At 65.5% G+C, this 26828-nt stretch carries 25 protein-coding genes; 13 read left to right on the top strand and 12 right to left on the bottom strand.

Annotated elements, in window-relative coordinates:
• Window positions 1–13: 13 nt before the first annotated feature.
• From ACTJK6_RS20455 to ACTJK6_RS20425, 7 genes are all read right to left on the bottom strand, one after another.
• Complete coding sequence (locus ACTJK6_RS20455) at window positions 14–1123, bottom strand: collagen-like triple helix repeat-containing protein (protein WP_440839994.1); 1110 nt, start codon at window positions 1121–1123, stop codon at window positions 14–16.
• Window positions 1124–1424: 301 nt separating this feature from the next.
• Window positions 1425–2996, bottom strand: a complete 1572-nt coding sequence (locus tag ACTJK6_RS20450) for a SulP family inorganic anion transporter (protein ID WP_440839993.1) — start codon at window positions 2994–2996, stop codon at window positions 1425–1427.
• Between the two features lie 128 nt (window positions 2997–3124).
• Window positions 3125–3769, bottom strand: coding sequence for a carbonic anhydrase (locus ACTJK6_RS20445; protein WP_316869385.1), 645 nt, complete (start codon window positions 3767–3769; stop codon window positions 3125–3127).
• A gap of 384 nt (window positions 3770–4153) precedes the next feature.
• Complete coding sequence (locus tag ACTJK6_RS20440; RefSeq protein ID WP_440839992.1) at window positions 4154–6190, bottom strand: transglutaminase TgpA family protein; 2037 nt, start codon at window positions 6188–6190, stop codon at window positions 4154–4156.
• On the bottom strand, window positions 6187–7263 hold the full coding sequence (locus tag ACTJK6_RS20435) for a DUF58 domain-containing protein (RefSeq protein WP_440839991.1): 1077 nt from the start codon (window positions 7261–7263) through the stop codon (window positions 6187–6189). Before ACTJK6_RS20435 ends, ACTJK6_RS20440 begins: the two co-directional genes overlap by 4 nt.
• A gap of 12 nt (window positions 7264–7275) precedes the next feature.
• Window positions 7276–8238, bottom strand: a complete 963-nt coding sequence (locus ACTJK6_RS20430) for an AAA family ATPase (protein WP_440839990.1) — start codon at window positions 8236–8238, stop codon at window positions 7276–7278.
• Window positions 8239–8331: 93 nt separating this feature from the next.
• Complete coding sequence (locus ACTJK6_RS20425) at window positions 8332–8994, bottom strand: TetR/AcrR family transcriptional regulator (protein WP_260801200.1); 663 nt, start codon at window positions 8992–8994, stop codon at window positions 8332–8334.
• 181 nt (window positions 8995–9175) lie between these two features.
• Between ACTJK6_RS20425 and ACTJK6_RS20420 the strand changes: the two genes are divergently transcribed.
• Window positions 9176–10474 carry an MFS transporter gene (locus tag ACTJK6_RS20420; RefSeq protein WP_440839989.1) on the top strand — a complete coding sequence of 433 codons (1299 nt, stop codon included), beginning with the start codon at window positions 9176–9178 and terminating at the stop codon, window positions 10472–10474.
• Here ACTJK6_RS20420 and modA read toward each other — a convergent pair whose 3' ends face one another.
• Window positions 10475–11248, bottom strand: coding sequence for a molybdate ABC transporter substrate-binding protein (gene modA, locus ACTJK6_RS20415; RefSeq protein ID WP_316869380.1), 774 nt, complete (start codon window positions 11246–11248; stop codon window positions 10475–10477). It lies immediately after the preceding gene.
• A 385-nt stretch (window positions 11249–11633) separates the two neighbouring features.
• Between modA and ACTJK6_RS20410 the strand changes: the two genes are divergently transcribed.
• The 4 genes from ACTJK6_RS20410 (at window position 11634) to ACTJK6_RS20395 (ending at window position 13724) form a co-directional block, all read left to right on the top strand.
• The gene (locus tag ACTJK6_RS20410; RefSeq protein WP_440839988.1) at window positions 11634–12356 is read left to right on the top strand and encodes a hypothetical protein; all 723 of its coding nucleotides are present in this window, start codon (window positions 11634–11636) and stop codon (window positions 12354–12356) included.
• Window positions 12357–12872: a GTP-binding protein gene (locus tag ACTJK6_RS20405; RefSeq protein WP_232038719.1), complete on the top strand. Its 516-nt coding sequence runs from the start codon at window positions 12357–12359 to the stop codon at window positions 12870–12872. It begins immediately after the preceding gene.
• Complete coding sequence (locus ACTJK6_RS20400) at window positions 12869–13297, top strand: roadblock/LC7 domain-containing protein (protein ID WP_440839987.1); 429 nt, start codon at window positions 12869–12871, stop codon at window positions 13295–13297. The genes ACTJK6_RS20405 and ACTJK6_RS20400 overlap by 4 nt, the downstream gene beginning before the upstream one ends.
• 67 nt (window positions 13298–13364) lie before the next feature.
• Complete coding sequence (locus ACTJK6_RS20395) at window positions 13365–13724, top strand: hypothetical protein (protein ID WP_232038721.1); 360 nt, start codon at window positions 13365–13367, stop codon at window positions 13722–13724.
• 27 nt (window positions 13725–13751) lie between these two features.
• Here the strand turns inward: ACTJK6_RS20395 and ACTJK6_RS20390 are convergent, their stop codons facing one another.
• From ACTJK6_RS20390 to ACTJK6_RS20380, 3 genes are all read right to left on the bottom strand, one after another.
• Window positions 13752–14627 carry a LysR family transcriptional regulator gene (locus ACTJK6_RS20390; protein ID WP_440839986.1) on the bottom strand — a complete coding sequence of 292 codons (876 nt, stop codon included), beginning with the start codon at window positions 14625–14627 and terminating at the stop codon, window positions 13752–13754.
• Between the two features lie 50 nt (window positions 14628–14677).
• Window positions 14678–15112, bottom strand: coding sequence for a VOC family protein (locus ACTJK6_RS20385; protein ID WP_316869370.1), 435 nt, complete (start codon window positions 15110–15112; stop codon window positions 14678–14680).
• Between the two features lie 242 nt (window positions 15113–15354).
• Window positions 15355–15933 (bottom strand): GNAT family N-acetyltransferase, encoded by a 579-nt coding sequence (locus ACTJK6_RS20380; protein ID WP_232038724.1) that lies wholly within the window; start codon window positions 15931–15933, stop codon window positions 15355–15357.
• A 134-nt stretch (window positions 15934–16067) separates the two neighbouring features.
• Between ACTJK6_RS20380 and ACTJK6_RS20375 the strand changes: the two genes are divergently transcribed.
• The 6 genes from ACTJK6_RS20375 (at window position 16068) to ACTJK6_RS20350 (ending at window position 21095) form a co-directional block, all read left to right on the top strand.
• Window positions 16068–16610, top strand: coding sequence for a winged helix-turn-helix transcriptional regulator (locus tag ACTJK6_RS20375; RefSeq protein ID WP_260801192.1), 543 nt, complete (start codon window positions 16068–16070; stop codon window positions 16608–16610).
• Between the two features lie 171 nt (window positions 16611–16781).
• On the top strand, window positions 16782–17618 hold the full coding sequence (locus tag ACTJK6_RS20370; RefSeq protein WP_440839985.1) for a GntR family transcriptional regulator: 837 nt from the start codon (window positions 16782–16784) through the stop codon (window positions 17616–17618).
• Between the two features lie 100 nt (window positions 17619–17718).
• A complete protein-coding gene (locus tag ACTJK6_RS20365) occupies window positions 17719–18945 on the top strand; it encodes an MFS transporter (protein WP_322018112.1) in 1227 nt (408 codons plus the stop codon).
• A 79-nt stretch (window positions 18946–19024) separates the two neighbouring features.
• The gene (locus tag ACTJK6_RS20360) at window positions 19025–19324 is read left to right on the top strand and encodes a type II toxin-antitoxin system RelE/ParE family toxin (RefSeq protein ID WP_322018113.1); all 300 of its coding nucleotides are present in this window, start codon (window positions 19025–19027) and stop codon (window positions 19322–19324) included.
• Window positions 19325–19326: 2 nt separating this feature from the next.
• Complete coding sequence (locus tag ACTJK6_RS20355; protein ID WP_232038729.1) at window positions 19327–19629, top strand: addiction module antidote protein; 303 nt, start codon at window positions 19327–19329, stop codon at window positions 19627–19629.
• A gap of 161 nt (window positions 19630–19790) precedes the next feature.
• Entirely contained in the window at window positions 19791–21095 is a 1305-nt protein-coding gene (locus ACTJK6_RS20350) for an MFS family transporter (RefSeq protein ID WP_232038730.1), read from the top strand.
• Window positions 21096–21284: 189 nt separating this feature from the next.
• Here the strand turns inward: ACTJK6_RS20350 and ACTJK6_RS20345 are convergent, their stop codons facing one another.
• Complete coding sequence (locus tag ACTJK6_RS20345; RefSeq protein WP_440839984.1) at window positions 21285–22214, bottom strand: type III effector protein; 930 nt, start codon at window positions 22212–22214, stop codon at window positions 21285–21287.
• Between the two features lie 497 nt (window positions 22215–22711).
• Here ACTJK6_RS20345 and ACTJK6_RS20340 point away from each other — a divergent pair, with 497 nt between their 5' ends.
• Both ACTJK6_RS20340 and ACTJK6_RS20335 read left to right on the top strand, forming a co-directional pair.
• The gene (locus ACTJK6_RS20340; RefSeq protein WP_440839983.1) at window positions 22712–25018 is read left to right on the top strand and encodes a TonB-dependent siderophore receptor; all 2307 of its coding nucleotides are present in this window, start codon (window positions 22712–22714) and stop codon (window positions 25016–25018) included.
• A 411-nt stretch (window positions 25019–25429) separates the two neighbouring features.
• The gene (locus ACTJK6_RS20335) at window positions 25430–26770 is read left to right on the top strand and encodes a hypothetical protein (RefSeq protein ID WP_440839982.1); all 1341 of its coding nucleotides are present in this window, start codon (window positions 25430–25432) and stop codon (window positions 26768–26770) included.
• Window positions 26771–26828 lie beyond the last annotated feature (58 nt).

The raw sequence follows: 26828 nt of genomic DNA, 5'->3' as shown, positions 1-26828 counted from the left end.
TGGCTGCATGCGTTCAGTGGAGCAGCGCGCCGCCCACGGTGGTCAGCGCGCCGCCGACGGCACCCGTGACGGGCGCAAGCGGCGTGGTCGCCCCGGTGGATGTGAGCGAAGTGCCGACGCTGGTGACCAGCGAGCCAACCGGCGCCGTCGTGCCGCCGCCGGCTGGACCGCCCAATGCGCCCGTCACACTCCCCAGCGGATTGCTGCCGCCCAGTGCGCCGGTAATCGGTGCCAACGCGTTGGCCGACGTAGCACCCCCCGGTGCGGAGGTCACCCCGCCCAACGCGGCCACCGTGTTGCCCGTGGCCGTCACCACGCCACCAAGGCCCGACACGACCGGCGTGTTCGTCGCCGTGAGCGACGTGCCCACATTCGCCACCCCGTCGCCCACGGTCTGCAGCAGATTGGTTGCCGGTACGCCCAGGCCTGTCGTGTTACCCAGCGTCTGCGTGGCCGTCGTCACCTGCGAGGTGAGCGGCACCACCGCGGAACTGACCTGTTGCGTGACCTGCTCCACCGGCCCGGTCGACAGGGCCGTGCCGAGCGTGCCACCCGCGCCGGCCACCGCCTGCCCCACCTGCGAAACCGCACCGCCCACCGGTGACGTCACCGGCGACAGCGGTTGCAGCGGTCCGGTGCCGAGACTGCTCACAAGAGCGCCCGTTGCATCGACGGTGTTCCCGGCCTGTGTCACCACATTGCCGGTGCTCGATACCGTGGTGCCGACCGGGTTCGAGCTGGTGCCGATGCTACCCAGGCCCGATTGCACCCCCGTGCCGAGCGCCGACACCGTATTGCCCACGTTGTCGACCACGTTGCCCAGCGCCGACGCACCCGGCAGATTGCTGCCGCCGACAGTCGACCCCAGGCTGCTGATTGCGTCCCCCGTGGCCGTCACCACCCCGCCGCTCTTGTAGGCGATGTCGCCGGTGGGCGTGGTGGATGCAGTCGTTGTCGTGCCGCCAGAACCGTTGGAACCGGAGCCGCCGCCGTTGCTGGCGGAGCTGCCGTCGCTGCCGGAGGTACCGCTCATGTCGCCCGAGCCTGAGCTGGCGCAACCGCCCAGCACAAGCAGGCCCACCAAGGCCGCCGAAACCAGTGTCCCTCGTTGCAATGTCTTCATGTCTGCCTCCCGTTTTAAAAATGCGCTTGATAATGCGCACTTTTGCCTGATTCGATCTTTATCGGCGCGCTATCCGAATCACCGCATAGCGCTTTCAAATGCAGTCTATTAACCGAGTCGATGGCAATTGCAAACATTGTCAAACGCCGGCGATCCCTGCTCTGAAGCCATTTGCGGGCAGGAAATCGCCGCCAAGCGCAGTGCCACCGTGGCGCAAACGTTCGCTTGGCGGCAAGCGTTTCTGATTATGTTTGGAGGCAATGCTCCAAATTACTCAAATTGAGTTAAATCCAGGCCCACGTTATCGGGCAGCCGTTCGCACAAATGGCAGGCGCGGCATGCGAAGCCCAGGAGCACGCTGTGGCACGGTCGCATCAAAGTGATGGCGCTCGATCACGATGCCGCGCGCCGGCGCTGCCTCGATGAAGTGCTCGACCATCTCGCGCACGTCGGGGTCGATGTAATCCGCGCGGGCACCGTCGACGATGAGCGTGGCGTGATCCGGCACTTGCGCCAGATAGCGCTTGAGCGGCACCTTGCCCATGAAGGACACATCCTTGCGGAACGAGAGCAGGAAGTGGTCGTGATGGCGCGCCATGACAATCGTGCGGCGCAGGTTGGCGCGAATCGCCAGCGCGATGCTCAGCGCAATGCCGATCACGATGCCGATCAGCAAGTCCGTCAGCAGCACGCCGACGATGGTTGCAATGAACGGTGCAAAGCGGTCCCACCCCTGCCGCGCCACCGCCACGAACAGCGACGGCTTGGCCAGCTTGTAGCCGGTGAAGATCAGGATGGTGGCCAGGCACGCCAGCGGAATCAGATTGACGATGGCGGTGAGCGCAAACACGCTCGCCAGCAGCAGCGCGCCATGCACGACCGCCGACCAGCGGCTCTGCGCGCCGGCGTGCACGTTGGCCGAACTGCGAACGATGACGGACGTGATGGGCAACCCGCCCAGCAGGCCCGCCACCATGTTGCCCACGCCTTGCGCCTTCAGCTCGCGATCCGGCGATGCGGCACGTTTCTTTGGGTCGATCTGCTCAACCGCCTCCAGGCACAGCAGCGTCTCGAGGCTGGCCACGATGGCCAATGCCATGGCTACGCGCCAGACATCGGGATTGCCCAGTGCACCGAGCGTGGGCGACTCAAGCGCATCGAGAAACGCCCCAAACGACGCCAGCGACGGTAGATCGACACGATGCTCGGCCGGTACTGCAATGCCCGGCGCCACCACCTCCAGGAGCAACGTCACGCCAATGCCGAGTGCCACCACAACCAGCGGTGAAGGCAGTGCGCGGACCAACGTGAAACGGCGCAGCATCGGCGTGTCCCAACCGATGAGCACGGCGGCTGACAACAGCGACACCAGCAACGCCGGCAACGAGACCGAGCCCCACGGCGTGGCGATCATGCCCGCGCCCACGACGCCTGCAGCGCCGTCATCGCCTGCCAGCCCGAACGCCAGCGGCATCTGCTTGATGATCAGCAGCAGCCCGATCGCCGCGAGCATGCCCTTGATGACCGACGACGGCACATACGCCGCAAAGCGCCCAGCGCGCAGCATGCCGAACACAAACTGCAGCGCGCCCGCCAGCGCCACAGCCACCAGAAACGCCGAGAAGCCGCCCAGCTTGGCAATGCCATCCACCACGATCACGACGAGGCCGGCAGCCGGCCCGCTCACGCTCAGTTGCGAGCCGCTGAGCAGCGCCACCACCAGGCCGCCGATCATGCCGGAGAGCAGCCCGGCAAGCGGGTCAACACCCGATGCATTGGCAATACCCAGGCACAGCGGCAGGGCGACAAAAAACACGATGAGCCCGGCGAGCATGTCGCGCGGGAAGAAAGCCGGTGAGGTTGGTGTCTGCATGATTGTTGGAGTTGTAGGAACTGCGCACGCGCAAACGCCTGCCTGCGGGCGGGGGCACCGCCGGCATGCGTGAGGAGAGAGAAAACGTCGGGAACGGGCGACAGCCGCGAAAGCCACCGCCGATCGGGTTAAGCGATGGCCTCGGCGGGCATCAGGATGTCGCCGCGGGTGGCGTGTTCCGCATCGGGATCGCCCGACGCCAGCACGCGGATATGCCCATCGGCCAGGCCGAAGATCCAGCCATGTATGCGCGGCGGGCGTTCCGCCTCGCGCACGATGGGGCTCTCGCGCAGGCAGCGCACCTGTTCGAGTACGTTGAGTTCAGCCAAGCGATTGACGCGCGCGTCCAGATCGGGCACGCCATCGAGTTCTGCACGGTGGTGACCCGCCAGCGCACACAGCGGCGCAATGCGGCGCGCCACGTGCGGCAAACCGTCAGGCGGCGGCAGCAGCGATGCACGGACGCCGCCGCAGCCGTCATGCCCGCACACGATCACGTGCGCGACCTTGAGCACGCGCACCGCATATTCCAGCACGCTCATTGTGTTGTCGTCCGCCGGGCAAACAAGATTGGCGATATTGCGGTGGACGAATAAATCGCCCGGGTTGGAATGGGTAATGGTTTCAGCCGGCACACGGCTATCTGCACACCCAATCCATAACACCTGGGGTTGTTGGCCTTGGGCCAAACGCGAAAAGAATCCGGGGTCGCGCGCGGCTGTTTCGTGCGCCCACGCGACATTCTCGACAAGCATGCGTTTCGGTCGATGCATTGGTATGGCTCCTGCGGAATCTGCGAAACCGCTGCTGCCCGGAAACCCAACTGGGCGGGCGTTCTCTGCAAACGTTGCAGTGCAGCGGAAACGTTACGAAAACCATCGTATGAGAAAGGTTCCCGCTGTGCCAGTGAGGGTATCGACGCCTAATTCAATCGAATATGCACCGATAATGCGCATGCCCTGCGCGACTGTGTCGCACCCATTATCTGCAATCGGGAAACTGCGTGCAGTTATTGCACTGCCCGAGTTATCTATCCGAAATATTTAATCCCTGGATCGGAAAATATTCCATCACAGGTGAATGACCAGCATGCTGGATCGACCGAGCGGGTGCCCGCATTTGGGGCACATCTTCTAAGCCGATCAACAGCTTGCGCGTTAGCCCAGACGAACTTGCGCAACGGCTTCGCGCCATTGCGTGAACCGCCGGGCACGCGCTTGCGCATCGCCATCGTCACGCCCATAGCGTAGGGCGACATAGCCGGCGGCGGCATCGCGCAACGCCTGTGCCGCTTGTGGAAACTGCGTGGCAGCGCGCTCGGCATAGGCCATCGGGCCTTCGGCAATGCCACGCGTGCAACCATGCCGCGCCAGCCTGTCACACAAGCGCTGCCACTGGGCTTGCACCGGGTCAGGCTTGGGCTTGCGCTGCTGCCACAAAAGCGGCAGCGCCGCGAGCAGGAAGAGGCCCGACACGCCCCACAGCACCGCGCGGGGGTCCGCCGCATCGAGCCCCAGCCACGCAAACAGGCGTGCCTGGCGGTTGCGGTCGTAGCCGAGCACCCAGCTGTTCCAGCCGCTGATGAGGCCATCGAGCCCCCAGCGCACGCTGCGCAGCCAGCCGGGTTCTTCCGCACGGCGCGAGCGGAATTCACTCGCCGGCACAGCGGCGGCCAAGCCGCGTTCAACGCGTTGCGGCGCGACGGCGGCGGTCGGGTCCACACGCACCCAGCCGCGCCCGTCGAGCCACACCTCAGCCCAGGCATGTGCATCGGACTGGCGCACGATGATGTCACCGCTCATGGCGTTCACCTCGCCCCCGAGGTAACCGACCACCACACGCGCTGGCACGCCCGCCGCGCGCATCAGAAAGACGAAGCTGCCCGCGTAGTGCTCGCAGAAGCCACGGTGCGTGCGGAAGAGGAAATCGTCGATCTGCTGATCCTGCAGCGGCTCCGGTTCAAGCGTGTAGGCAAACGGTGCGCGGCCGAATAGCTTGAGGGCTGCCGATACGCGCTCGGCCGGCGGCAGCGGTGCCCACTGCGCCGCCAGCGCGCGCGCTTGCGGGTTGCCCGGCGGCAACGCCAGCGCCATCTGCTGCGTGAGAGGGTCCAGCGGCCGTGCATCGTCCGCGCGATTGCGCCCAGGCAACTGCGAGCGCGCGTGATAGCGCACGCGCTGGTCGAGCAGTTGCGTGCTGAGGAACTCGCCGTCGATGCTGCGGCCGGTACCGTCGCGCGCCTCGATCGACTGGCCACGATCGAGCGCAAACAGCCAGCGCTGGCGCGTCGGTTCCAGCGTGATGTTGTAGTCGAACACACCCGGCGCGCCGCTGATTGCGTCCGCAGAATTGGGTACGCTTTCAGGCGCGGGACGTTGCCGCATCGATGCAGCCGTCCATGTCTGGCCATCGAAACGCCACAGCACCATGCCGCGCCAGTAGAGCGTGTCGAGCGGTGGCGGCGCGCCGACAAAGTCAACGCGGAAGGCCAGATCGTCGGACAGGATCAACTGGCCGACAGAGCCGGGCGCCATGCGATCAGACAGGCCACTGACTGCGGTGTCGGCTGTTTGCGGCAGGCGCCACAGCGGATGATCCAGCCGCGGAAACAACAGAAACAGCACTGCCGCGCACGGCAAACCCATGAGCACCAGGCGCGCCAGCACACGCGCAGGCGACACGCGCGCGCGCGCCTGCGGATGCAGCAGCAACAGCCAGTTGCGCAACAGCAGCGCCACGGTCGCCAGCATGGTCGCGGCCAGCCAGGGCGGCTGGTCAAACAGCACCTGCGAGAGCAGCAGGAAGCAGCACAACTGCGTGACGAGCACGCCGTTGCGCACGGTGTGCGATTCCATCAGCTTGAGCACGAGAAACGCGCCAAGCAGCGCCACCGACAAGTCCCGGCCGATGTTTCCGCCGGTGCGCATGGCGAGTGCCAGTGTTACGACAAGCGTGGCCACGCCCGTCAGCCCCAGCACCCACTTGCCCGGCAATGGCGCGCCCCGCACCCACAGCAGCGCGCGCCAGAGCAGCAGCACGCCGAACACCGCACACGTGACGAGCGGCAGCGCACGCAGCAGCGGCGCGAGCACGACGGCAAGCTGCGCAATCAGCCAGCCATGTTCGCGATGGGTCAGCGCGCGGGCGGAGCCGAAGGCGGCCGCTTCGGTGCCGATGGTGGCGGTCGTCGTCATGCGGTTTCGCCTTCCGGCATCGCAGGCTTGCCCCACAACGCCAACGCACGCAGACACGCATCCCGATGCGCGGCACCTCTCGCCGGACCAATGACAACGCCCGGCAGGCTCAGCGTGTATTCGGGCTCATCACCGGCGGGCGCGTGCTCGGCGGCCAGCACCCAGGCGCACAGGCGCGACAGGCGTTGCTCCACGTTCATCGAGGGCGGCAATGCTTCCCACGCAAGCACGCATTGCGCGTGACGGACTTGCTGGCCGGTGCGGCTCATCCAGGTATCGAGCCGCGCGCTGTGTTTCCAGGCAATGCTGCGCAGTGCGTCGCCGGGGCGGTATGTGCGCAGTTGGTCTGCGGCTTCTTCGACATGGGTGCGGGCGGCGCGCGTGTCGTCTTCGTCGCCAGGGTCGGGCGCAAAGCTGGCGGGCAACGGCGGCGCAGAGGGTTCGGGCGCGGGATAGACGAGCAAGGTCAGCGGCACATCGGCATAACTCCACGCGCGAAACAGGCCGAGCGGAAAACGCGTCGACACCGTCAGGCGCGGCAACTTGAACCAGCCGCGCGGCTGATCGGCGAAAGACAACGCGGCCACGATGGCGTCCTGCGCGTCGAGCGACGTTTCCACCGCGGCGGCTTGCGCGGCGCTCACGTCCACCCCCACACGCGCCCATGGCGTGACATTGGCCAATGCCACGCCCACATTCAACGCATGCCCGGCAAACACGGCATCGCCCGCCGCGCCGCGCACTTCCAGATCAACGAGGTTGCGATGGGTCTGCCACATGGCCGACGCCGCCACGCCAGCCAGCACGAACGTCAGTAGGAAGCCCAGGCTCACGTTGTAGTTGAGCGAGGTGAGCAGCATCACCACCAGCAGCAGCGCAAAGCCGCCGCCGGCCACGGTGGGCAGGATGTAGACGTGATTGCGGTCCAGCCGGATGCGGCCTTCGCGCGGCTTGCGCGGTCGCTGCAGAAAGCGTTGGACGCGTGCCCGAGCAAAGCGCACGCCCGGCAACATTGCAAGGCCCGCACCAAGCACGCGCAGCGGCGCCAGCAGCAGAGACGTGACCCGCGCCATGGCGCCGCGTGCTTAGGGAATGGCGACCGTGTCGAGCAGCCGCTGCGCCAGTGCGGTTGCCGACAGCGTGCCGCCCGTGGGCAACAACCGGTGCGCCGCCACAGCCTTGAATACGGCTTGCACGTCTTCGGGCAGCACGGCATCGCGATCATCGATGAGCGCCCAGGCACGCGCGGCCGCCAGCAACGCCAGCCCGGCGCGCGGCGACAGGCCCATCTGCACCTGTGCATCGGTGCGCGTGGCATTCACCAGTGCGAGCACGTAGTCGACCAGCGCAGCTGCCACGTGCACAGCATCGGCAGCCGTCTGCAAGGCGATGACCTGCGCGGCGCTCAACACCGGCTCGATGTCTTGCGGCGCACCGCCGCCGAGGTACAGCGCACGTTCGGAACTTTGATCGGGATAACCCAGCGACAGCCGCATCGTGAAGCGATCCAGTTGGGATTCCGGCAGCGGATGCGTGCCGATCTGGTTCAGCGGGTTTTGCGTAGCAATCACGAAGAACGGCTCGGGCAACGGATACGTCGCCCCGTCATGCGTGACCTGCCCTTCGGCCATCGCTTCGAGTAGCGCGCTTTGCGCCTTGGGCGTGGCGCGGTTGATTTCATCGGCCAGCACCACCTGCGCGAACAGCGGCCCCGGGTGGAATTCGAATGCGCCCTTCTCTTTCACGTAGATCGACACGCCGATCAGGTCGGTGGGCAGCAGATCGCTCGTGAACTGCACGCGCTGATATTGCAGGCCAAGCGTGCGGGCCAGCGCATGCGCCAGCGTGGTCTTGCCCACACCGGGTAGGTCTTCCAGCAGCAGATGCCCGCGTGCGAGCAGACACGCCAGCGCCAGACGGATCTGCAGCGGCTTGCCGAGCACGATGCGATCGAGCGCACGTTGCGCCTGCGACAGCGCAGCCGGCAACGTGAGCGGCGTGGCGGGTGTCGTACGAACGGGAGACAGCGGGGCTTGGTTGGGCGTCATCAAGGTGCAGCCGAAGCAACAATGCCAGCGAGTGTAGCGGCATCCCACGACACCCGCGCGCCCATGTCTTGTCTGCGTGAGCGCGCTACAACATCAGTCCGGTTTGCGCGCGGGGATAGCCGCATCGAGCAACACGCGTGCCGTGCGCGGCAGGCTCTTGATCAGGCGCGGCGCATCGGTGCCGAAGGTCTGGCTGGCGGTATAGGCGCCTTCGATGAGGAAAGCCAGGTCATCGGCCAGCGCATCGGGATCGGCCGCCCCGGCGGCCTGGGCGCGATCACGCAGGCGAGCGAGCAACAGCGCCTTGTTGCGCTGGACAAACTGCCGCGCCGGATGCGTCAGGTCCGGAAACTCCGCCGCCACATTCACGAACGGGCAGCCCCGGTAGCCGGGGCGTGAGGCGCGCTCGGAGACATCGATGAAGAACTGCAGCAGTTGCGCGCGCGCGTCGTCCGGGTGCTTGGCCATGCTGGCGTTGAAGTAGCCCCAGAAGCTCTCGTCGCTGCGCTCCAGGTAGGCGATGACGAGATCGTCCTTCGACTTGAACTGGCGGTACAGGCTCATCTTGTTGACGCCGGCCTTCTCCACCACGGCTTCGACACCAACGGCCCGCACACCTTCGTAGTAAAACAGTTGACGAGCCGCTTCAAGCAGGCTGGCGTGCGCGTCCTCGCCGCTGATGCGACGCGGCGTCGGCTTGGGCTGATCAACGGTGGTGGAAAGTGCGCGAGGTCCGCGACGATTGAGCGTGGCCATGGTGATGCTCCTGCAAGCGCGGTGGGAGGCAAACCCCCAGCCACGCCGGTGTCATTCGAATGCAGCTTGACATGTTACCGATCGGTACCTACTATCGCAACCACGTTGTTACCGACCGGTAACGAATGCGATATTGTCGCCCCAACAAGAATCGAAAAAGCATCGAACAATCGGACGCCCCATGCAGCGACTTGCCCGCCTCATCGCCCCCCGTTTCCACTACAGCTGGCTTGCGCTCGCGGTGGTATTCCTGATCCTGCTGTGCGCGGCCGGCACACGCGCCACGCCCAGCGTGATGATGCTGCCGCTCGAACACGAATTTGGCTGGAGCCGCAGCACGATCTCACTGGCCATCTCGATCGGCATTGCGCTGTACGGCCTGACGGGGCCCTTTGCGGCGGCATCGATGCAGTATTTCGGCATCCGCCCGACGGTGCTGGGTGCGCTGGCGGTGCTGGTGTCGGGCACGGCACTCTCGGCGATGATGCATGAGCCGTGGCAGATGGTGCTGCTATGGGGCGTGATGGTGGGCGGCGGCACGGGCGTGGCGGCCATCACACTGGGCGCGACGGTGGTCAACCGCTGGTTCACTTCGCATCGCGGGCTGGCCATGGGCATCCTGACGGCCAGTTCGGCCACGGGCCAGCTCGTGTTCCTGCCGATGATGGCCGCGGTGGTCGAGAGCTACGGCTGGCGCCCGGTGGTGCTGATCGTGGCCGGCGCGCTGGCGCTGCTGTTGCCGGTCGTGTGGCTGCTGCTGCCGGAATCGCCCAAGAGCGTCGGACTGCGCACCTATGGCGAACCCGCCGATGCGCCGGAAGCCGCGCAAGGCCCGCGCGCCAACCCGATCACCCTGGCCATGCAGACGCTCGTGCAGGCGGCACGCAAGCGCGATTTCTGGCTGCTGTTTGCGAGCTTCTTCATTTGCGGTGCGAGCACCAACGGCTACATCGGCACGCACTTCATCGCGATGTGCGCAGATCACGGTTTCTCTGAAGTGAAAGGGGCGAGCCTGCTCGCCGCAATGGGGATTTTCGACTTGGTGGGCACCACGCTGTCGGGCTGGCTGTCCGACCGCTACAACAGCCGCGTGCTGCTGTTCTGGTGCTACGGCCTGCGCGGGCTGTCGCTGATCTACCTGCCGTATGCGTTCGGCTTCGAGTTCTTCGGCCTGCCGGTGTTCGCCGTCTTCTACGGCCTGGATTGGATTGCCACCGTGCCGCCCACCGTGCGCCTGACCAACGACGTGTTCGGCAAGGCCGCCGCGCCCATCGTGTTCGGCTGGATCGTCGCGGGGCATCAGTTGGGCGCGGCGTTTGCCACGCTGGGCGCGGGCATGATGCGCGCTTCGCTGGGCAACTACACGCTCGCTTCCATGATTTCGGGCGGGCTGTGCGTGGCGGGCGCCTTCCTGGTGCTGCGCATTCACCGCACGCCCAAGCAGGATGCCGAGCGCGCGGGTCAACCGGCTACCGCGTAATCAAGGTTTCAGAAAACCGTACCGGGCCAGCACCGACTGGCCCGCCGGCGACAGCACATACGCCACAAAGTCGGCCGCCGGCTGCGGCTGCTTCGTGCCGGATGTCACGGCGATCGGGTACGTGAGCGGCACATTCAGCGGCACGGGGCTCGCCACCTTCACCTTGTCGGCGGCGATGGCGGCATCGGTGGAGAACACCAGGCCGGCCTCGACCTCGCCGCGGGACACATAGTCCAGCGCCTGCCGCACGTTCTGCGCCAGCACCGCCTTGGCCTCCACCGGCTCCCACAGTTTGGCCGCTTCCAGCGCACGCTTGGCGTAGCGGCCCACCGGCACCGACGCCGGATTGCCGATCGCCACACGCTTCACGTCGGGCCTCGTGAGATCGGTCAGGGCATGCACGGGCACCGTGCCTGAGGCCGGCACGATCAGCACGAGCTGGTTGGCGACAAAGTCGTGGCGCGTCTCAGCCTTGATGACTTTCTCGGCCACGGCCTTGTTCATCGCTTCCTGATCGGCAGAGGCAAACACGTCAGCGGGGGCACCCTTCACGATTTGCTGCATCAGCACGTCGGACGCGCCAAAGTTGAGCACGACCTTGGTGTCCGGATGCAGCACTTCGTACTGCTGCGCAATCGTCTTGAAGGCGTTGGTCAGGCTGGCGGCCGCTGAAACAACGAGGTCCGCCGCATGCGCGGGCGCTGCCAAGCCCAGCGACAACGCGGCGACCAGACCAATGGTGCGCACGTGCGCGCGCGGCAAGAAACGTTGCATGACAGACCCGGGAAAGTGGATGGATGACCGGCCGTAATATACGAGCCGATATAACGCCCGGTCAATGAGCCGCGGCGTATGTCCGGTATCACCGATGCCGGGCCTGTGTCTCGTCACTTCGTTCCCCTCCCGGACTGCTCAGCGATTCACAAGCAAAACTCAAGATTCCTCAGGCCCGCCCAAAGGCGCCGATGACGATGCTAGCCTCTCGCTCACCGATTGACGGGCGCCAGAACGGCGCCGGAATCGAGACACAAACAACAGCAGGCAGCGCACCAGTGGCTTGATCAAGCCCCGGCATGCATGCCGCATCTCCACGCAGAAGTACCGCGCAATGCGCCGGCCGTTCTCGTGGTTCGGGATCTCTGAATTGGGGGGAACAGGCATGGAGCCGCTCGCACCGGGCCACGCGCGCGTGGATCACCGACGTGGCCGCATCTCATTGCAGCATCTTGATGAAGGTCTGCAGCGCCGGCTGCGCTCAGGCATCGGCGCGCTTGTCGGCCGCTCGCTCTATCAATGGGATGAAGTCCTGCCCGGCCAGGCCGACGTGGTGGTACTCGCTCCCGGGTCGGCCGATGCGGTCGCTGTAGCTCCCATCAAAATCTGGCTCGACGAAACACCACAATCCAGCCACGGCGACGACGCGTTCCACTTGCCACTTGGGTTCAGCCTGCCGGACCTCTGGGTGACGCTGGATCGCGTCGCGCTGCGCCTCATGGACAAACCCGCGCGTCCAAGCACCGCACCCGTCGAATCCCTCCCCACGCAAACAACTGAGGCCAGCCCCGAGCCGACCTACCGCCTGCTGCGCTGGGTCACGCTCGAGATGCATCTGCAGGCGCTGCGTTTCCGGCGGGCGATGGCAACCATGACCAATCGCGCGGTCAGCCTGCGTTGGCTGACGACGGACGGCGGACTTGAACAGGAAGAGGCCCGCCTGCTGCTGCGTACGCTCAATCGGCTTGGCGCCCTGCAAATCGACGTGCACCGCGATGCTCCCGTGGCAACCACGCCCGCCAACGCAGGTGTTTCGCACAGCCGCTTCTTCGACGTCGTCGGACGCTGGCTGCGGACGTCTCGCCATCAGCTACAGGGCCGACACTGAATGCATCGCATTGGTATTTTCGGCCCGATGGGCATCGGCAAGACAACAGCCATTCGCACGCTATGCGGTGAGGTGACCATCGATTGCGATGTGCCCAATCTTGATCGCCACGCGTCCGCCAAGGCCACCACAACCGTTGGCGTCGACTTCGGCGAGGTGGACCTTGGCAATGGCGAACTGCTGCAGGTCTACGGCAGCCCCGGGCAGGACCGTTTCGATTTCCTGCGGGATTGGCTCATCTCCGTCATCGCCGGCGCGATCGTCATGGTTGACGTCAACGCTCCCGACGTCGGCGAGCGTTGCATCCCGCTGCTGCGTCGCATCGCCTCGGAACCCACACAGCCATCCACGCTGGTGCTCGTGGCGCGGCCGGCCACGCCCGCCCAGGTCGATGCATTTTCCGCCCGGCTCAGCCAGGTGCTCGGGCGGGCCATTCCGGTGGTCATGGCCGATGTCCGCGAGCCGGCACAGATGCTCGATATCGTCGAAATCATGCTCTACACCCTGCAAACATGAACGCAGCAGTATCCCCCGTTCCAACCGAACTCACGCACGCCGCCACGGCGGTGCTGACGAGGTACGCCGATGCGCTACCCGACCTGTCCGCCGCGACGCTCTGTACGCTCGACGGCTTCACGATTGCCTCTGAGCTGGACCCAACGCGCTATAGCGCGGCACGCCTCTCGGCCATGACCAGCACGGTCATGTCGGTGGTGCGTGCGCTGGGGCGCGAGATGCAATTCAACACCTGCCACCGCATGGTGCTCGAAACCGACATGGGAACCATGGTGTTCCAGCCCGTGCGCCAGTCCGCGATCGTGCAGGTGTGCATGGCGAACCGGCACGATGCCGTGCTCGGGCGCGCCCTGTGGGAGGCCAAGCGCATCGCAGAAGAACTCGCTGCGCTGCCCGCCATGTCTTTGCTGCACCGACCCGCCTAGCCGCATCGGCCGTGGTCGCACTGATTTCATCGCCACAACCTACTCACACCATCGGGGGAGTCCAATCATGAGCAATCTCAACAGTTCCATTACCCATCTCGCAACCTTCGACGGTGCGATGTGCGCCATGCTGGTCGACAGCGCCAGCGGCATGATCCTCGCATCGGCAGGCGATGGCATCGATCTCGAACTCGCCGCAGCGGGCAATACCGAGGTGGTACGCGCCAAGCTCAAGACCATGCAGGCGCTCAAGCTCGACGACGTCATTGACGACATCCTGATTACGCTCAGCAAGCAGTACCACATCATTCGCCCCGTCGCGAGCAAGCCCGGGTTGTTCCTCTACGTCGTGCTCGACAAGAACAAATCGAACCTGGCGCTGGCGCGGCGCAAGGTTCAGGAAATCGAACAGAGCCTGAGCTTTTGATCGGTTGAGTGCCCGCGGCACACCGCATCACTGATGCGGACGCGCGGCTTCGTCAATGCAATCGGCAAGCCGCCCCGCAATGGGCTGGCGGCTGTGGCGTGGGCGCTCGATCAGGCCGATCTCGCGGTAGAAGGTGGCGTCGCCCAGGCTGATGGCACGTGTGCCGGACAGCCACCCGTCTTGCGCGGCGGTCTGCGGGGCGAGTGCGACGCCCTGCCCGCGCGCCACGAGCTGCGTCATGCCTTGCAGCTCGTCGAGTTCGATCACGTCGTGCGTGGTGATGCGCTGGTCGCGCAGGAACTGGTCGACGCGGCGGCCGCCGAACGAGCGGCGGTCGTAGCGGATGAACGGTTGATGCGCGAGCAACGCGCGCCAGTCGTCGCCGGGCACGCTTGCGGGCACCAGCAGCACGAAGGGTTCGGCCACCAGCGTGCGCCATTCCAGATCGGCCGGCACCGCAAACGGGGGCCGGATCAGCACGGCGAGGTCGATCTCGCCGGCATCCACCAGGCCAAGCAGATCAAGCGAGACGCCCGGCACGATGCGTGCGCGGCAATGCGGAAACTCGCCGCGAAACTGCACCAGCGCATCCACCAGGAACGACGTCTGCACCGAGGCAATCGCGCCGATGCGCACCAGGCCGCGCTGCTCGTTGCCGCCGGCCTGGTCGCCCAGACGGTCATACAGCGTGACGATGTGTTCGGCCAAGGCCAGCGCATCGCGCCCGGCGGCGTTGAGCGTGGCCGAGCGCCCCGTGCGATCGAACAATTGAAAGCCGAGCGATTCTTCCAGCCGCTGGATCTGCGCGCTCACAGCCGACTGCGTCAAGCCGATGCGCTCGCCCGCGCCCGCAAAGGTGCCGTGCCGAGCGACGGCGATGAAGGTCTTGAGTTCTCGAAGCATGAGGCGCGCGGATCAGAAGAGAAGCGCAAGGATACGCGCGCCGCGCCGCCTTACTTGGCAAACAGCGATGCCATGTTGGCAAACGCCTTCATCTCCATCGCATTGCCCGACGGGTCGAGGAAGAACATCGTGGCCTGCTCGCCCACTTCGCCCTTGAAGCGGATGTGCGGCTCGATGATGAACGCGATGCCGGCGGCGCGCAGCTTATCGGCGGCGGCTTCCCACTCGGGCATGGAAAGCACCACGCCGAAGTGGCGCACGGGCACGTTGTCGCCGTCGACGGCGCTGGTCTTGCGGTGGCCGATTTCGTCGGGCGCGAGATGGGCGACGATCTGGTGGCCGTAGAAATTGAAATCCACCCAGTCCGGCGAGCTGCGGCCCTCCGGGCAACCGAGGATGCCGCCATAAAAGGCGCGCGCCGCGGCAATGTCGTGGACAGGAAAAGCCAGGTGAAACGGTGCAAGCACAGGGGTGACGTCGCTCATGGTCGGGGCAAAGGCGGCAGGGATTGAACAAGGCGGCACCGGCACGCAGGTGGGGGGCACCCACGCACCGGGCCACGCGGGATGAGTCTATGCGCATCCATTCATCCGCAAAAGCGATGATTTTTTGCTGTGAGCACCATCAATATCGATGAATCAGCCAAAAAAGAAGCCGCCCAACGGCGGCGAAAGAGACACACGGTCAGCGCGCCTGCATGGGCGCAGGCACGCGAAACTGGGACGGTTCAGGCGAAAACGAATGGCGTCATGACGGCTTCGGCCGCCGCCAGCGGCAGGCGCACGGTGCAGACGGTGGCGTCGCCCGGCACATTGGCCACGCGGAAACCCGCATCGCGTGCGAGGCTGATCATGCGGCGGTTGATGGACAGCACTTCACCGAAGACCTCACGCGCGCCGGACACCCGCGCAGCGCGGACCAGCGTGGCAAACAGGCGCCGGCCGACGCCCTTGCCCTGCCACGCATCGGCCACCAGCATGGCGAACTCGGCCACACCGTCTTCCACCACAAACCGGCCGTCGGCGATGAGGTCTTCGCCGGTGCCGTCGGGGCGCGCCACGCTCACGACCAGCGCCATGTGGTTCACGTAGTCGATTTGTGTATAGGCGGCGAGCATCTCGTCGGTCAGGCGGCCACCGCCCACTAGAAAGCGCGCGTAGCGGGACTCGGACGACAGGCCCTCGACCAGAGCGGCCTCAAGCGGGGCGTCTTGCGGCAGAATCGGGCGCACGGTGGCGATGGAGCCGTCGTGCATGGTCCAGCGGTCGATCCATTCGGCGGGGTAACGGTGGATGGTGTAAAGCATGGGGATCTCCTCACGCGATGGATCGTTGTTATTGACCGCCAGCACGGGATCACCGCCTGACTTTCTAATTTGAAGCTAGATTAGCAGAAACCCTGACTTTTGCAAGTAAAGTCAGAATTGACTATGCTTTTGCCATGAGAATTCCGGAACCCTTTCCCGTCCCAGCGGCGTCGGAGCTTGTGACGTCGATGGAACAGCCTTGCTCCATCGCGGCCGCCGTGTCGATCGTCGGCGAGAAATGGACGCTGCTTGTGCTGCGCGAGGCTTTTTCGGGCGTGACGCGGTTTGATGAGTTTTTGCGCCGCACCGGGTGCTCGTCGGCGATCCTGTCGTCGCGGCTCAAGGCACTGGTGACGTACGGCATCCTGCGGCGCGTGCCGTACCAGGAGCCGGGTGACCGCGTGCGCGACGCCTATCGGCTCACGCGGGCGGGCGTGGACCTGCTGCCCGCCATCGTCGCGCTGATGCAATGGGGCGACCGCTACCTCACGCCCGACGGCGAAGGCCCGATCCTGTTGCGCGACCGCGAAAGCGGCACGCCGATCCACGTGGCGCTGGTCAATGCGCTGGGCGAGCCGGTTGCGCCCAAGAACTCGATACGCGAGCGCAATCCCCGTTATGGGCAGGGGGAAAATCCCGCTGCAACGGCTGCGGATACGCCTCCGGCCAACGGGTAACACACAACTTTACAGGCCCGGAAAAACGCCCTATCGTCGCGAATGAAAGGGCAAACGGCCGCGTTCAACCCGGCTTTCCAACGCATCCCGCGCCTTCCCACCATCGGCTGATGGTTGCCCCTCCTGACTTCGCCCTCGACCTCGCTGCTCACGCCCGGAACCACGACTGCCATGCCTGATGCCGTGGTACCGCTCTACCACCAGATCTACGTCGTCCTGCGCCAACAGATTCTTGAGGGCCGGTTCAGTGACGGCCCGATGCCGGGCGAAATCGAGCTGGCCCGCCAGTTCGGGGCCTCGCGCGTCACGATGCGGCGCGTGTTCGACTACCTCGTCAAGGAAGGGCTGGTGCGCCGCCATCGCGGCATGGGCACGTTTGTGGTCAAACCCGATGACCCGGTGACGATGGGCGGCGGCGCCCAGACGCTGCTGCAGAACATCATCGACGTGGGCGAACGCACCTCCGCCGTCGTCGTCGAATTTGAAGACGTGCTGGCCCCGCCCGACGAGGCCAAGTGCCTGGAAATCCCGCCCGGCACGCCGATCAAGAAACTCGTGCGCGTGCGCCACCTGGAAGACACGCCCATGGCGCTCATCACCACATGGCTGCCGCTGGACGTGACGAGCAAGCTCACGCTGGACCGCCTGGCGAACCAGTCGTTGCTGCGGCTGATCGAGGGCTCGGGCGTGCGGATCGACCGGGCGTCGCAGGTGGTTTCCGCGCGATTGGCCGATGTGGCGACGGCGCAGTATCTGGATGTGTCGGTGGGCGCGCCGCTGCTTTCCGTCAAGCGCATCGTGCGCGAGATGAGTGGGCGACCCGTGCAACTGCTGCAGGGCCTTTACCGGCCCGACCGCTACGAATACCGCATGGAGCTGTCGCGCGTGGGCGAAGATCGCGCTCGTCTGTGGATCGACAACGCTGGCCACGACGTGCAGGGCGGCCATAGCGAAGACGTGGAAGAGACCCCCGCCTCAGCGCCCGCCCCCACCGGACAGCGCGCCTGACACCACCATCAGCAAGGTTATTGGCCGTCAGCAGGCCCAGAGGAAAATTGTTAGGATCGCCGCTTCGCTGCGATGCAGCAATCTCCTCCATGAGGTTCCCATGTCGACCTCGCCTGCGTCCCCAACGCCTGCCAATACCACCACCGCACCTGCCGCACCTGACACCCAAGGGCTGATCCGCCTGCTCACCGCCGGCGCGGGGATCAGCGTGGCGTGCATTTACCTGAACCACCCGCTACTGGGCCTGATCGGCCGCGACCTCGCCATTGCGCCGCAGGCCTTGGGCGTGCTGCCAACGCTTACGGCGGCGGGCTACGCCAGCGGCATCTTCTTCTTCGGCCCGCTGGGCGACCGCTACGATCGCCGCATCGTCATCCTGTGGAAGGCGGTGCTGCTCACGCTGGCGCTCATCGCCAGTTGCCTTGCGCCCAACCTGCCCCTGCTGGCAGCGGCAGGCTTTGCGGTGGGGCTGTCAGCCACCATGGCGCAGGACTTCGTGCCCAGCGCCGCCGCCATCAGCACAGACCACAACCGCAATCGCAACATCGGCACGGTGATGACGGGGCTGTTGATCGGCATCGTCAGCTCACGCGTGTTCAGCGGCATCGTGGCGGACCATTTCGGCTGGCGCGCGGCATTCGGCGTCTCAGCGGTGGCGATTGTCGGACTGGCGATTGCCGTACGCGCCGCGCACTTTGGTGTGGCGCCGCCCTCCGCCACCACGAGGCAGCCTTACCTCGTGTTGCTGCGCTCCCTCGGTACGCTGTTCGCGCAGCATCCGCGGCTGCGCGCGTCGGCCATCACGCAAGCGTTCATCGGCATTGCGTTCTCGGGCTTCTGGTCGACTGTGGCGTTACACCTGACGGGTACGCTCGGGCTCTCGACCGGGCAAGCGGGGCTGCTTGGCTTTGCCGGTGCCGCGGGCGCGCTGGGCGCGAGCATTGCCGGGCGATTGTCGGGCCGCGTTGCGCCCGGCCACATCGCAGCGGGTGGCGCGTTGCTCATGGCAGTGACGTTTGCCGCGATGGCGCTGTTCCCGCAATCGCTGATCGCCATCGTGATCGGCACGCTCATCTTTGACGTGGGCGTGCAAGCGGCGCTGGTCTCGCACCAGACCATCATTTATGCATTGGCACCCGAAGCGCGCAGCCGCATCAACGCGGTATTCATGACGGCGCTGTTCATCGGCATGTCGGTGGGCGCGTATGGCGCGAGCCTGGCGTGGACGAGCGCGCGCTGGACGGGACTGATGACGTTCTGTACGGCGGCGGCCCTGGTGGCGCTCGGGCTGCGTGCAGTGTTCAACGTGCGGCAGGGGGCCCGTTGACAAGCCCGCTCGGCATTGCGGTTGTGACCATTTGTGAACTATAGTTTACAGGTCGAAGTGCGATCCTTAGCATCCCCGCATGCTGACGATCCGCACCACCACCGCTTTCGACACCTGGTTTTCGAAGCTGCGTGACAAGACTGCGCAGCGCCGTATCCAGGTGCGCATCGACCGCTTACAACTGGGTCATCCAGGTGATGTGAAGCCTGTCCGAGCTGGTGTCAGTGAACTACGCATCAATCACGGCCCCGGCTACCGGGTGTATTTCGTCCAGCGTGGCGCAGTACTGATCATCCTGTTATGTGGCGGTGACAAGTCGACACAGGAAGCCGACATCCGACGCGCGATTGAGTTGTCGCGCCATCTCGACGTGGAGTGACCATGCCTAACGACAAACCCGTCAAAACCCGCCCGTGGGACTCCGCCGAGCATCTCAAGACCGAGGCCGACATGGCCGCATATCTGGACGCGTGCCTGGAGGAAGCGGCCGACGACCCCGCATTCATCACCCACGCGCTGGGCGTGGTGGCCCGAGCGCGCGGCATGACGCAGCTCGCACGTGACACCGGCATGACGCGCGAAGGGCTGTACAAGGCCTTGTCCGAAGAAGGCAACCCGAGCTTTGCCACTGTGCTCAAAGTCATGCGGGCGTTGGGTATTCGCCTGCATGCGGTCGCGGTGTAAGAGGCCGGGCGTACCCGTTTCTGCGTAACCTCCGCAGGCCTCCCGCAACACACCATCTCATCCATCGGGGCAATTCCGGGGCGCGACAATCTGCGACATGTCGCTACAATTCTGAGGGTCAGCTTAGGCTGCCCACAGAACAACCACACCGAGACGCCCTCATGGATAGCACTGCCACCCCGCATGCGGTTGACCCGCACGACACACGCCGCCGCATCTTTGCCATCGTCGGCGCGTCGTCGGGCAACCTCGTCGAATGGTTCGACTTTTACGTCTACGCTTTCAGCGCGCTGTACTTTGCGCCGGCGTTCTTCCCCAGCGGTGACCGCACGACGCAACTGCTGAACACGGCGGGTGTGTTCGCCGCAGGCTTCCTGATGCGGCCGATTGGCGGCTGGCTGTTCGGCCGCATTGCCGACAGGCACGGCCGGCGTACGGCGATGATGATCTCCGTGCTGATGATGTGCGGCGGCTCGCTGCTCATCGCTGTACTGCCGACCTACGCGCAGATCGGCGCTCTGGCCCCGTTCCTGCTACTCGTCGCGCGGCTGTTCCAGGGCCTGTCGGTGGGTGGGGAATATGGCACCAGCGCGACCTACATGAGCGAGGTGGCGCTGCAGGGGCGGCGCGGCTTCTTTGCTTCGTTCCAGTATGTGACGCTGATCGGCGGCCAGTTGTGCGCGGTGCTGGTACTGGTGATCCTGCAGCAACTGCTCACGACGGCCGAGCTGAAAGCGTGGGGCTGGCGCATTCCGTTTGTGGTGGGTGCGCTGACGGCGCTGATCGCCCTGTATCTGCGCAAGTCACTGCACGAAACGCAGACCGCCTCGGCGCGCAAGGCGGAGCACGCCGGCACGATCCGCGGCGCGTGGCAGCACAAGGGCGCGTTCCTGCGCGTGATCGGCTTTACCGCCGGCGGCTCGCTGATCTTCTACACGTTCACGACGTACATGCAGAAGTACCTCGTCAACACGGCGCACATGGAGACCAAGACCGCCTCCAACGTGATGACAGGCGCCTTGTTCGTCTACATGGTGTTGCAGCCGGTGTTTGGCGCGCTGTCCGACCGTATCGGCCGCCGCAATTCGATGCTGCTGTTCGGCGCGCTTTCGGTGCTGGGCACAGTGCCGCTCATGAAGGCGCTGGCCACGGTGTCGAGCCCGCTCGCGGCCTTCGGCCTCATCACGCTGGCGCTGGCTATCGTCAGCTTCTATACATCGATCAGCGGGCTGATCAAGGCTGAGATGTTCCCGCCGGAAGTGCGCGCGATGGGCGTAGGCCTGTCGTACGCAATTGCGAATGCGGTGTTCGGCGGCTCGGCGGAATACGTGGCGTTGTGGTTCAAGCAGGCCGGCACCGAATCGACGTTCTACTGGTATGTGACAGCGCTGTGCGCGGTGTCTCTCGTTGTGACGTACTTCATGCCCGACCCGAGCAAGGAAGGGTATCTGCGCCACGAGCCGTGATGGCTCGTCGCTGATCGATGCACGCTGGGGCGCTCTGATTTGGTAGAGCGCCCTTTTTCATGTCCATTTCAATGAGCGGTCTTGCCATTCGCCTGGAGTGATTTGGCACGCAGCTCCTGGACAGGATGTCGGCAAGCGCATTGGTGAAACCGACGCCGCTGACGCTGCGATGGATTCGGCGTCCTACCCTTAGACTGCAGCGTACGCGCCAAACCGCTGGCGAATCAGCTCTGGCGAATAGCGATAGTTCCAGCGCAACTCAACACCGGCGGCCACGCGCTGTGTGGCAAAGAAGGCGCGGATGGCAAAGCGTCGTCCGCAACGTGAAGTCGCCTCAAACACCGCAGCCTCCATGTTGTAGCCCGACTCCGCCTGCCGATCCGCCTTGCCGCGTTCGTAGGTAAAGATGGTGTTGGCCATCGCCAGGATGTTTTCCCCGTCGACCCAGGAATCGACGCCGCCAGCGGTGGTGCTCAGCACGAAGGAATCGTCGAGACAGGTGTAATAAGTGGCGGGCGTCAGGAGCCTGCCGCCGTAGACGCCGAGGCATTCGCCAACGTCGATGTCCCGCACCGCAAATACACCACGCTCGCCAATGAGTGCCTCCTCGCGCGCGTCGCGTAGGTCAGCGCGCTGCATCCGCCGGCACACAAGCGTGCGTTGGTACAGCGCGCCACGCAGGGGGGGCGCCACATCGGCCTGCAGATACGGCCATACGGCGTCTGCCGGGTAACGCTCGAAGCGGTCTCTGGATCGACCGGTCGGCTCCAGCGTGGCGATAAGAATGGGCTGCTCCATTTCGTCGCGAAACGGATAGCCCTGGTCGACCTCGGGCGAATACGCGAGTCGCGCAATGGCGTGCGACTGCTTGAATGCCTGCGTCTCTTCTCGAAAGGCCTGAACGCACTTCAGCACGGCGAGGTCGTCCGGCTCTTCGGACACCAATTCCAGAATTTCGGAGCGCAGCGCCTGGGCGGCGGCATAGAAGCGCTCGTGCCGCGCGGCAAGTCCACGCGTTTCAGCGGCCCTTCGAAGCGACGAACGAATGCGCTCGGCCAGCGCATCGGCAAGGCAAGACGTTGATGACAGCATAAACACCACGGCAGCAGGACGAGTCACGGACGGCCACAACCATAGCGGCCGCCCGGCGCATGGCAGCGCCACAGCGCGAAAGGAACTGTTGCGGCGCGAAACAAGGTCGCGCCCATCATCCAATGACGTGCGTCCAAAGGAAGCGCTCAACAGATCAGAGACTGCGTTACGGTGCGCCGAGAGACTGCGTCAAGCGGCTCGAGAAAAATCACCCCCCCTCTTCGGAGGGGAAACGTGGCATGGATCGTGCGTTATTGGCGCCCGTTTCACGCCAATAAAAATACGGGTGGGGTATGAACAACAAGCGGATCCCGGCGATCGCGCTGGCGAAAGGCAGGCGCCAGTTCGGCATGTGTGGACTGGACCATCGCGCCAGTCTGGACCGGGGGTGCGCCTAGCAGGCAGATCCGCCTGTTTCTGCGACGCGGCAGAGCGCCTCGGAAGTTTCAGGCGCAGGGGGCGCGAACGTCCTGCGTTCTCCGTCCTTTCCAGACCTTCACCGCACGGTGACAGCGCTGCCCCTCATGACGCCCTTGCCTCTTACCTGGTTCCGCCTCCCTGGCCTGGCTGCCGTGCTGATCGGACTGTCGATGGCACAGCAGGCGCATGCCATGGCGGCCGACGAGCCGCTGCAACTGCATATCGAGCACTCGACGCTCGAGCATGTCCTGATGGAAATCACGCGGTTGAGCGGTCAACCGGTGTCGTTCGCATCCAGCCTTGTGAAGGAGCGCTGGGCAGGCCCGATCGACGGCAAGATGACGGCCGCAGACGCGGCCCGGTTGGCACTGCAAAACAGCGGGCTGGCGCTCTCCGTGCTGCCTGACGGCACGCTCACCGTTGTGGCGGCCGACAACGCCGGCGCGCCCGACTCACCGCGTGACATCGGCTCACTACCGCCGTCGGAAGTCCATGGCGCGGGCGACATAGGATTCGCGGTAGGCTCCAGCAGCGCCATCACCCGCGTTGAAATGCCGATGACGAGCATGCCGCACGCCGTCAATACGGTCACACGCGGTCTCTTGGCCAGCCAACAGCCGACCTCATTGAATGCCGCACTGGCGCAGGCCGGCGTGGCATCGGTATTGGCTGACCCCACAGCACCGCCCCTCTATGCCATCCGCGGCTACCTGACCAACACAATTTCGGTGGATGGCTTGCCGGACAAGCTCGGCTCCTTGCGGCCCGTGGATGCACTTGAAGAGATCGACGTCATCAAAGGACCGAACGCCGACGTGGCGAGCGTCACCATGGCTGGCGGCGCCATCAATGCCAGCCTGAAGGCGCCGACCGCCGTCGCGCAGCGCAGCATCGCCATGGAGATGAGCTCGCACACCGGCCGTAAGGTGGTAGCGGACCTGGCCGGCGGCTTCGGGGGCAACGGGTTGTCTTACCGCTTCGTTGGGCTCAATGACACGACGACCGACAGCGACGCCGGATACGCGGGCCACCGCGTCAGCTACGTCCACGCCGCGCTGGGCTGGAACGACAGCACAACAAGCATTACCGCCGGAATCGAATCGCTCACCAGCCGGCAGCCCGTGCCGCCCGCCACCTTCGCGCTGGGCGGCGCACCTGCCCGCGTGCCCGCGCAGCTTCCCTTCGGCAACGTAGACGACCGCGTGGAAGGCAGCGGCACGCGCGTCTACTACACGGCCTCGCGCAACCTGACCGATGACTGGGCCATCCACTCGCGGGCGAGCTATGAATCCGTGAGAGAGGAATCGGCCCAGTGGGACCTCGGCTCCGCCTCGTCGTATCGCGTCATGCCCAACAACACGATCTGCGGGCTGCGCCACACAGAAAGCCATCTGTGGGCCATGTCGAACGAGTTGACGGGCACCTTGTCGCACAACGCCGTGCGCCATGCATTCACGCTCGGCTGGGAAGAGATCCAGGAACGGCAGAACCTGATCAAACCAGGGTCCATCGCCCAGGTCACGCAAGACCCGTTTGCGCCCGTACCGCTGCCGGAGCCAACGTTCGTTCCGGGCAACGGGTTGTCGCAAACGTTGCGGCAATCGATCTTTCGGCTGCGCGACCACGTCGCCATTGGCGACAGATGGGAGATGTCCGGTTCCATCCGCGCGAACAACTTCGTCGCCCTGCTGCCCCATACGCAATTGCGAGGCGTGGCCTGGACGCCCGCCGTCGGCGTGCTCTACAAGCTCACGCCCAGCACGGCGTGGTTTGCCGACTACATGCGCGGCTTCCAGATCAACACCGGCTACTTCTATGACGGCACCGGCACGCAACCCGAGCGCAGCCGCCAGGTGGAAACCGGCCTGCGATGGGAAAACGCCCACCACACGCTGACGGCACAAGCAGCGCTCTACCGCATCGATGCCAAGAACGTGAGCCTGGCCGACGTGTCGCACCCCGGCTACTACGCGCAACTGGCCGAACAAACCAACCAGGGCGTGGAACTGTCGATGCAGGGCACGGTGGCGCGCGGCTGGGAGGCCTCGTTGTGGTTGTCGGCCTCTCGCATGTCGGCAAGGCTGCCGGGCGGCTACGCACCCGGCGTTCCGGCCCGAAACGCCGCGCTCTGGACGACGTACACCATACAAAGCGGCGTGCTCGCAGGCGCCGGCATGGGGCTTGGCATCAGCGCGCAGGGCCGTGCTGACGCGCATGGTGACACCTCTTTTCGAGTACCCGGCGCAGTGCGCGTCGACACCAGCCTCTTCTGGCACCAAAAGCGTTGGCGCATCGACGTCTTTGCCCGCAACCTCTTCAACGTGCGCACGTACGGCAACACGCTCAGCAGCAGCTACATCCCGATCCTGCCCGGCCGCACGCTGGCGCTGCGCGTCACGCACAACTTCTGAAACCCACTCCCGATGGGTCCGCCGCGTGCCCTGACACGGCGGCGCGCGCGTGAGCCTGCCTCCTCTCATATCTCTCTGGCCTGCGATTTCGTCTCGGTGATCAGCGCTTCGGCCTCGCAGCATCGCCTGATGGCCGACATTCCCTAACGTTCCACCAAAGTCGCCCGACATGCCATTTCGCTCTGCGATCGGCGTGCCGGCACGCGGCTGCCCAGGGCTGCGCGGCCCGGCACGGGCAGAACGCGCAGGGCCATGCCGGCCCCGCGACCCGAACCGGAATCGGAAGCGATTGCCGTGCCGCCGTTTCTCTGCAGAGGCCGGTCGCGCGGCTTCTCTCCTCTCTGTATCGGCATGCGCCCTGTCAGCGGCCTGGGCGGTGCCATGCATCACGCCTGCCCACTGAGGTGACACATGAATATGAAGGTCCAAGACAACGCTTCACTGAATATCTCGACCCAGCTCCAACTGGATCAGCCCGGCAAACAGAACCAGGCCGACAGCCCGCTGCAGCATCTCGTGCAAGACATCCTGAAGGTGCTTGAAGCCATGCTGCGCAACGCCACCGCACAAGGCGGCGCCAATGCAGGTGGCGGCGGTGGCTCGGGTGGCCCAGCCGGCGGTGGCGCCCCGGGCGCGGGTGCTGCGCATGGCCCGTCGGCCAGCCAAGGCGCACAAGGCGCCCAGGGTTCGCAAGGCGCGCAAGGTGCCAGCAAAGGCCAGCAAGTTGGCGATGACAACGGCGGCGACTCCAGCAGCCAGGACCCGATGCAAGCGCTCATGAAGCTGCTGGAAGACCTGCTGAAGTTCATGACGCTCAGCGAGCAGATGCAGCACAAGCTCGACACGGGCGAAGGCGCCAAGGGCGTCGATGGCGCAGGCGGTGCCAACGGCGGCAAGGGCCTCAACATGGACGACATGCTCCAGATGCTCGACGACGCGCTGCAACTGATGCAGCAGCAGATGATGACAAACGCGTTCGGCGGTGCGGGCGGCGCAGGTGGCGCTGACGGTGGTGCCGGTGCAGGTGGCGCTGATGGTGGCGCTGGCACTGGCGACGCTGGCGGTGCTGACAACGCAGGCGGCGCAAACGGTGCTGACGGCACGGGCGACACCAGCGGCGCAGACGGCACCGACAACTCGGGCGACACCAGCGGCGCAAACGGCACCGACAACTCGGGCGACACCAGCGGCGCAAACGGCACCGACAACTCGGGCGACACCAGCGGCGCAAACGGCACCGACAACTCGGGCGACACCAGCGGCGCGAACGGTGCTGACGCCACAGGCGATGCCGGTGGCGCAACGGGCGCGGACAACGCCAACGGCGCCGAGGGCAGCGGCCAGAAGAGCAACGACGCCATGATCGAACAACTGCTGAAGGTGTTGGACGACCTGGTGAAGATGCTGGCGCAACAACAGCAGCAGGCGCTTGGCGGCGATCAGACGCAAGGCGGCAGCGCTGGCGCCGGTGGCGCAGGCAACGCGGGCGCGGCAGGTGGTGCGCAAGGCGCGGGTGGCGCAGCGGGCGGCACGGCAGCCGGTGGCGCAAACGGCCCGTCTGGTGCGTCCGGCACGCCGAACACCGCCACGGCCGATGGCGCAAACGGCGCAGACGGCACCGGAAACGGAGCGAACAGCCCCATGGCGCAGCTCGAAACGCTGCTCAAAGACATGATCAAGGTGCTCGAGCAACTGCAAGCCCAAAAGGCCGGCGGCACGCAACAGCAGCACTCCCAGGTGCAGGGCGCGTAACGCCAGGCCACTTAACCTGACGGCCGGCAACGGTCGTCATTTTTGCTATCTCAAGCAC

It is taken from the genome of Ralstonia sp. 22086 (genome assembly GCF_052045975.1).
Taxonomy (GTDB): domain Bacteria; phylum Pseudomonadota; class Gammaproteobacteria; order Burkholderiales; family Burkholderiaceae; genus Ralstonia; species Ralstonia wenshanensis.
Note: the sequence above shows the minus strand (reverse complement) of the source record. Positions and strands in the feature narration are given on the sequence as shown.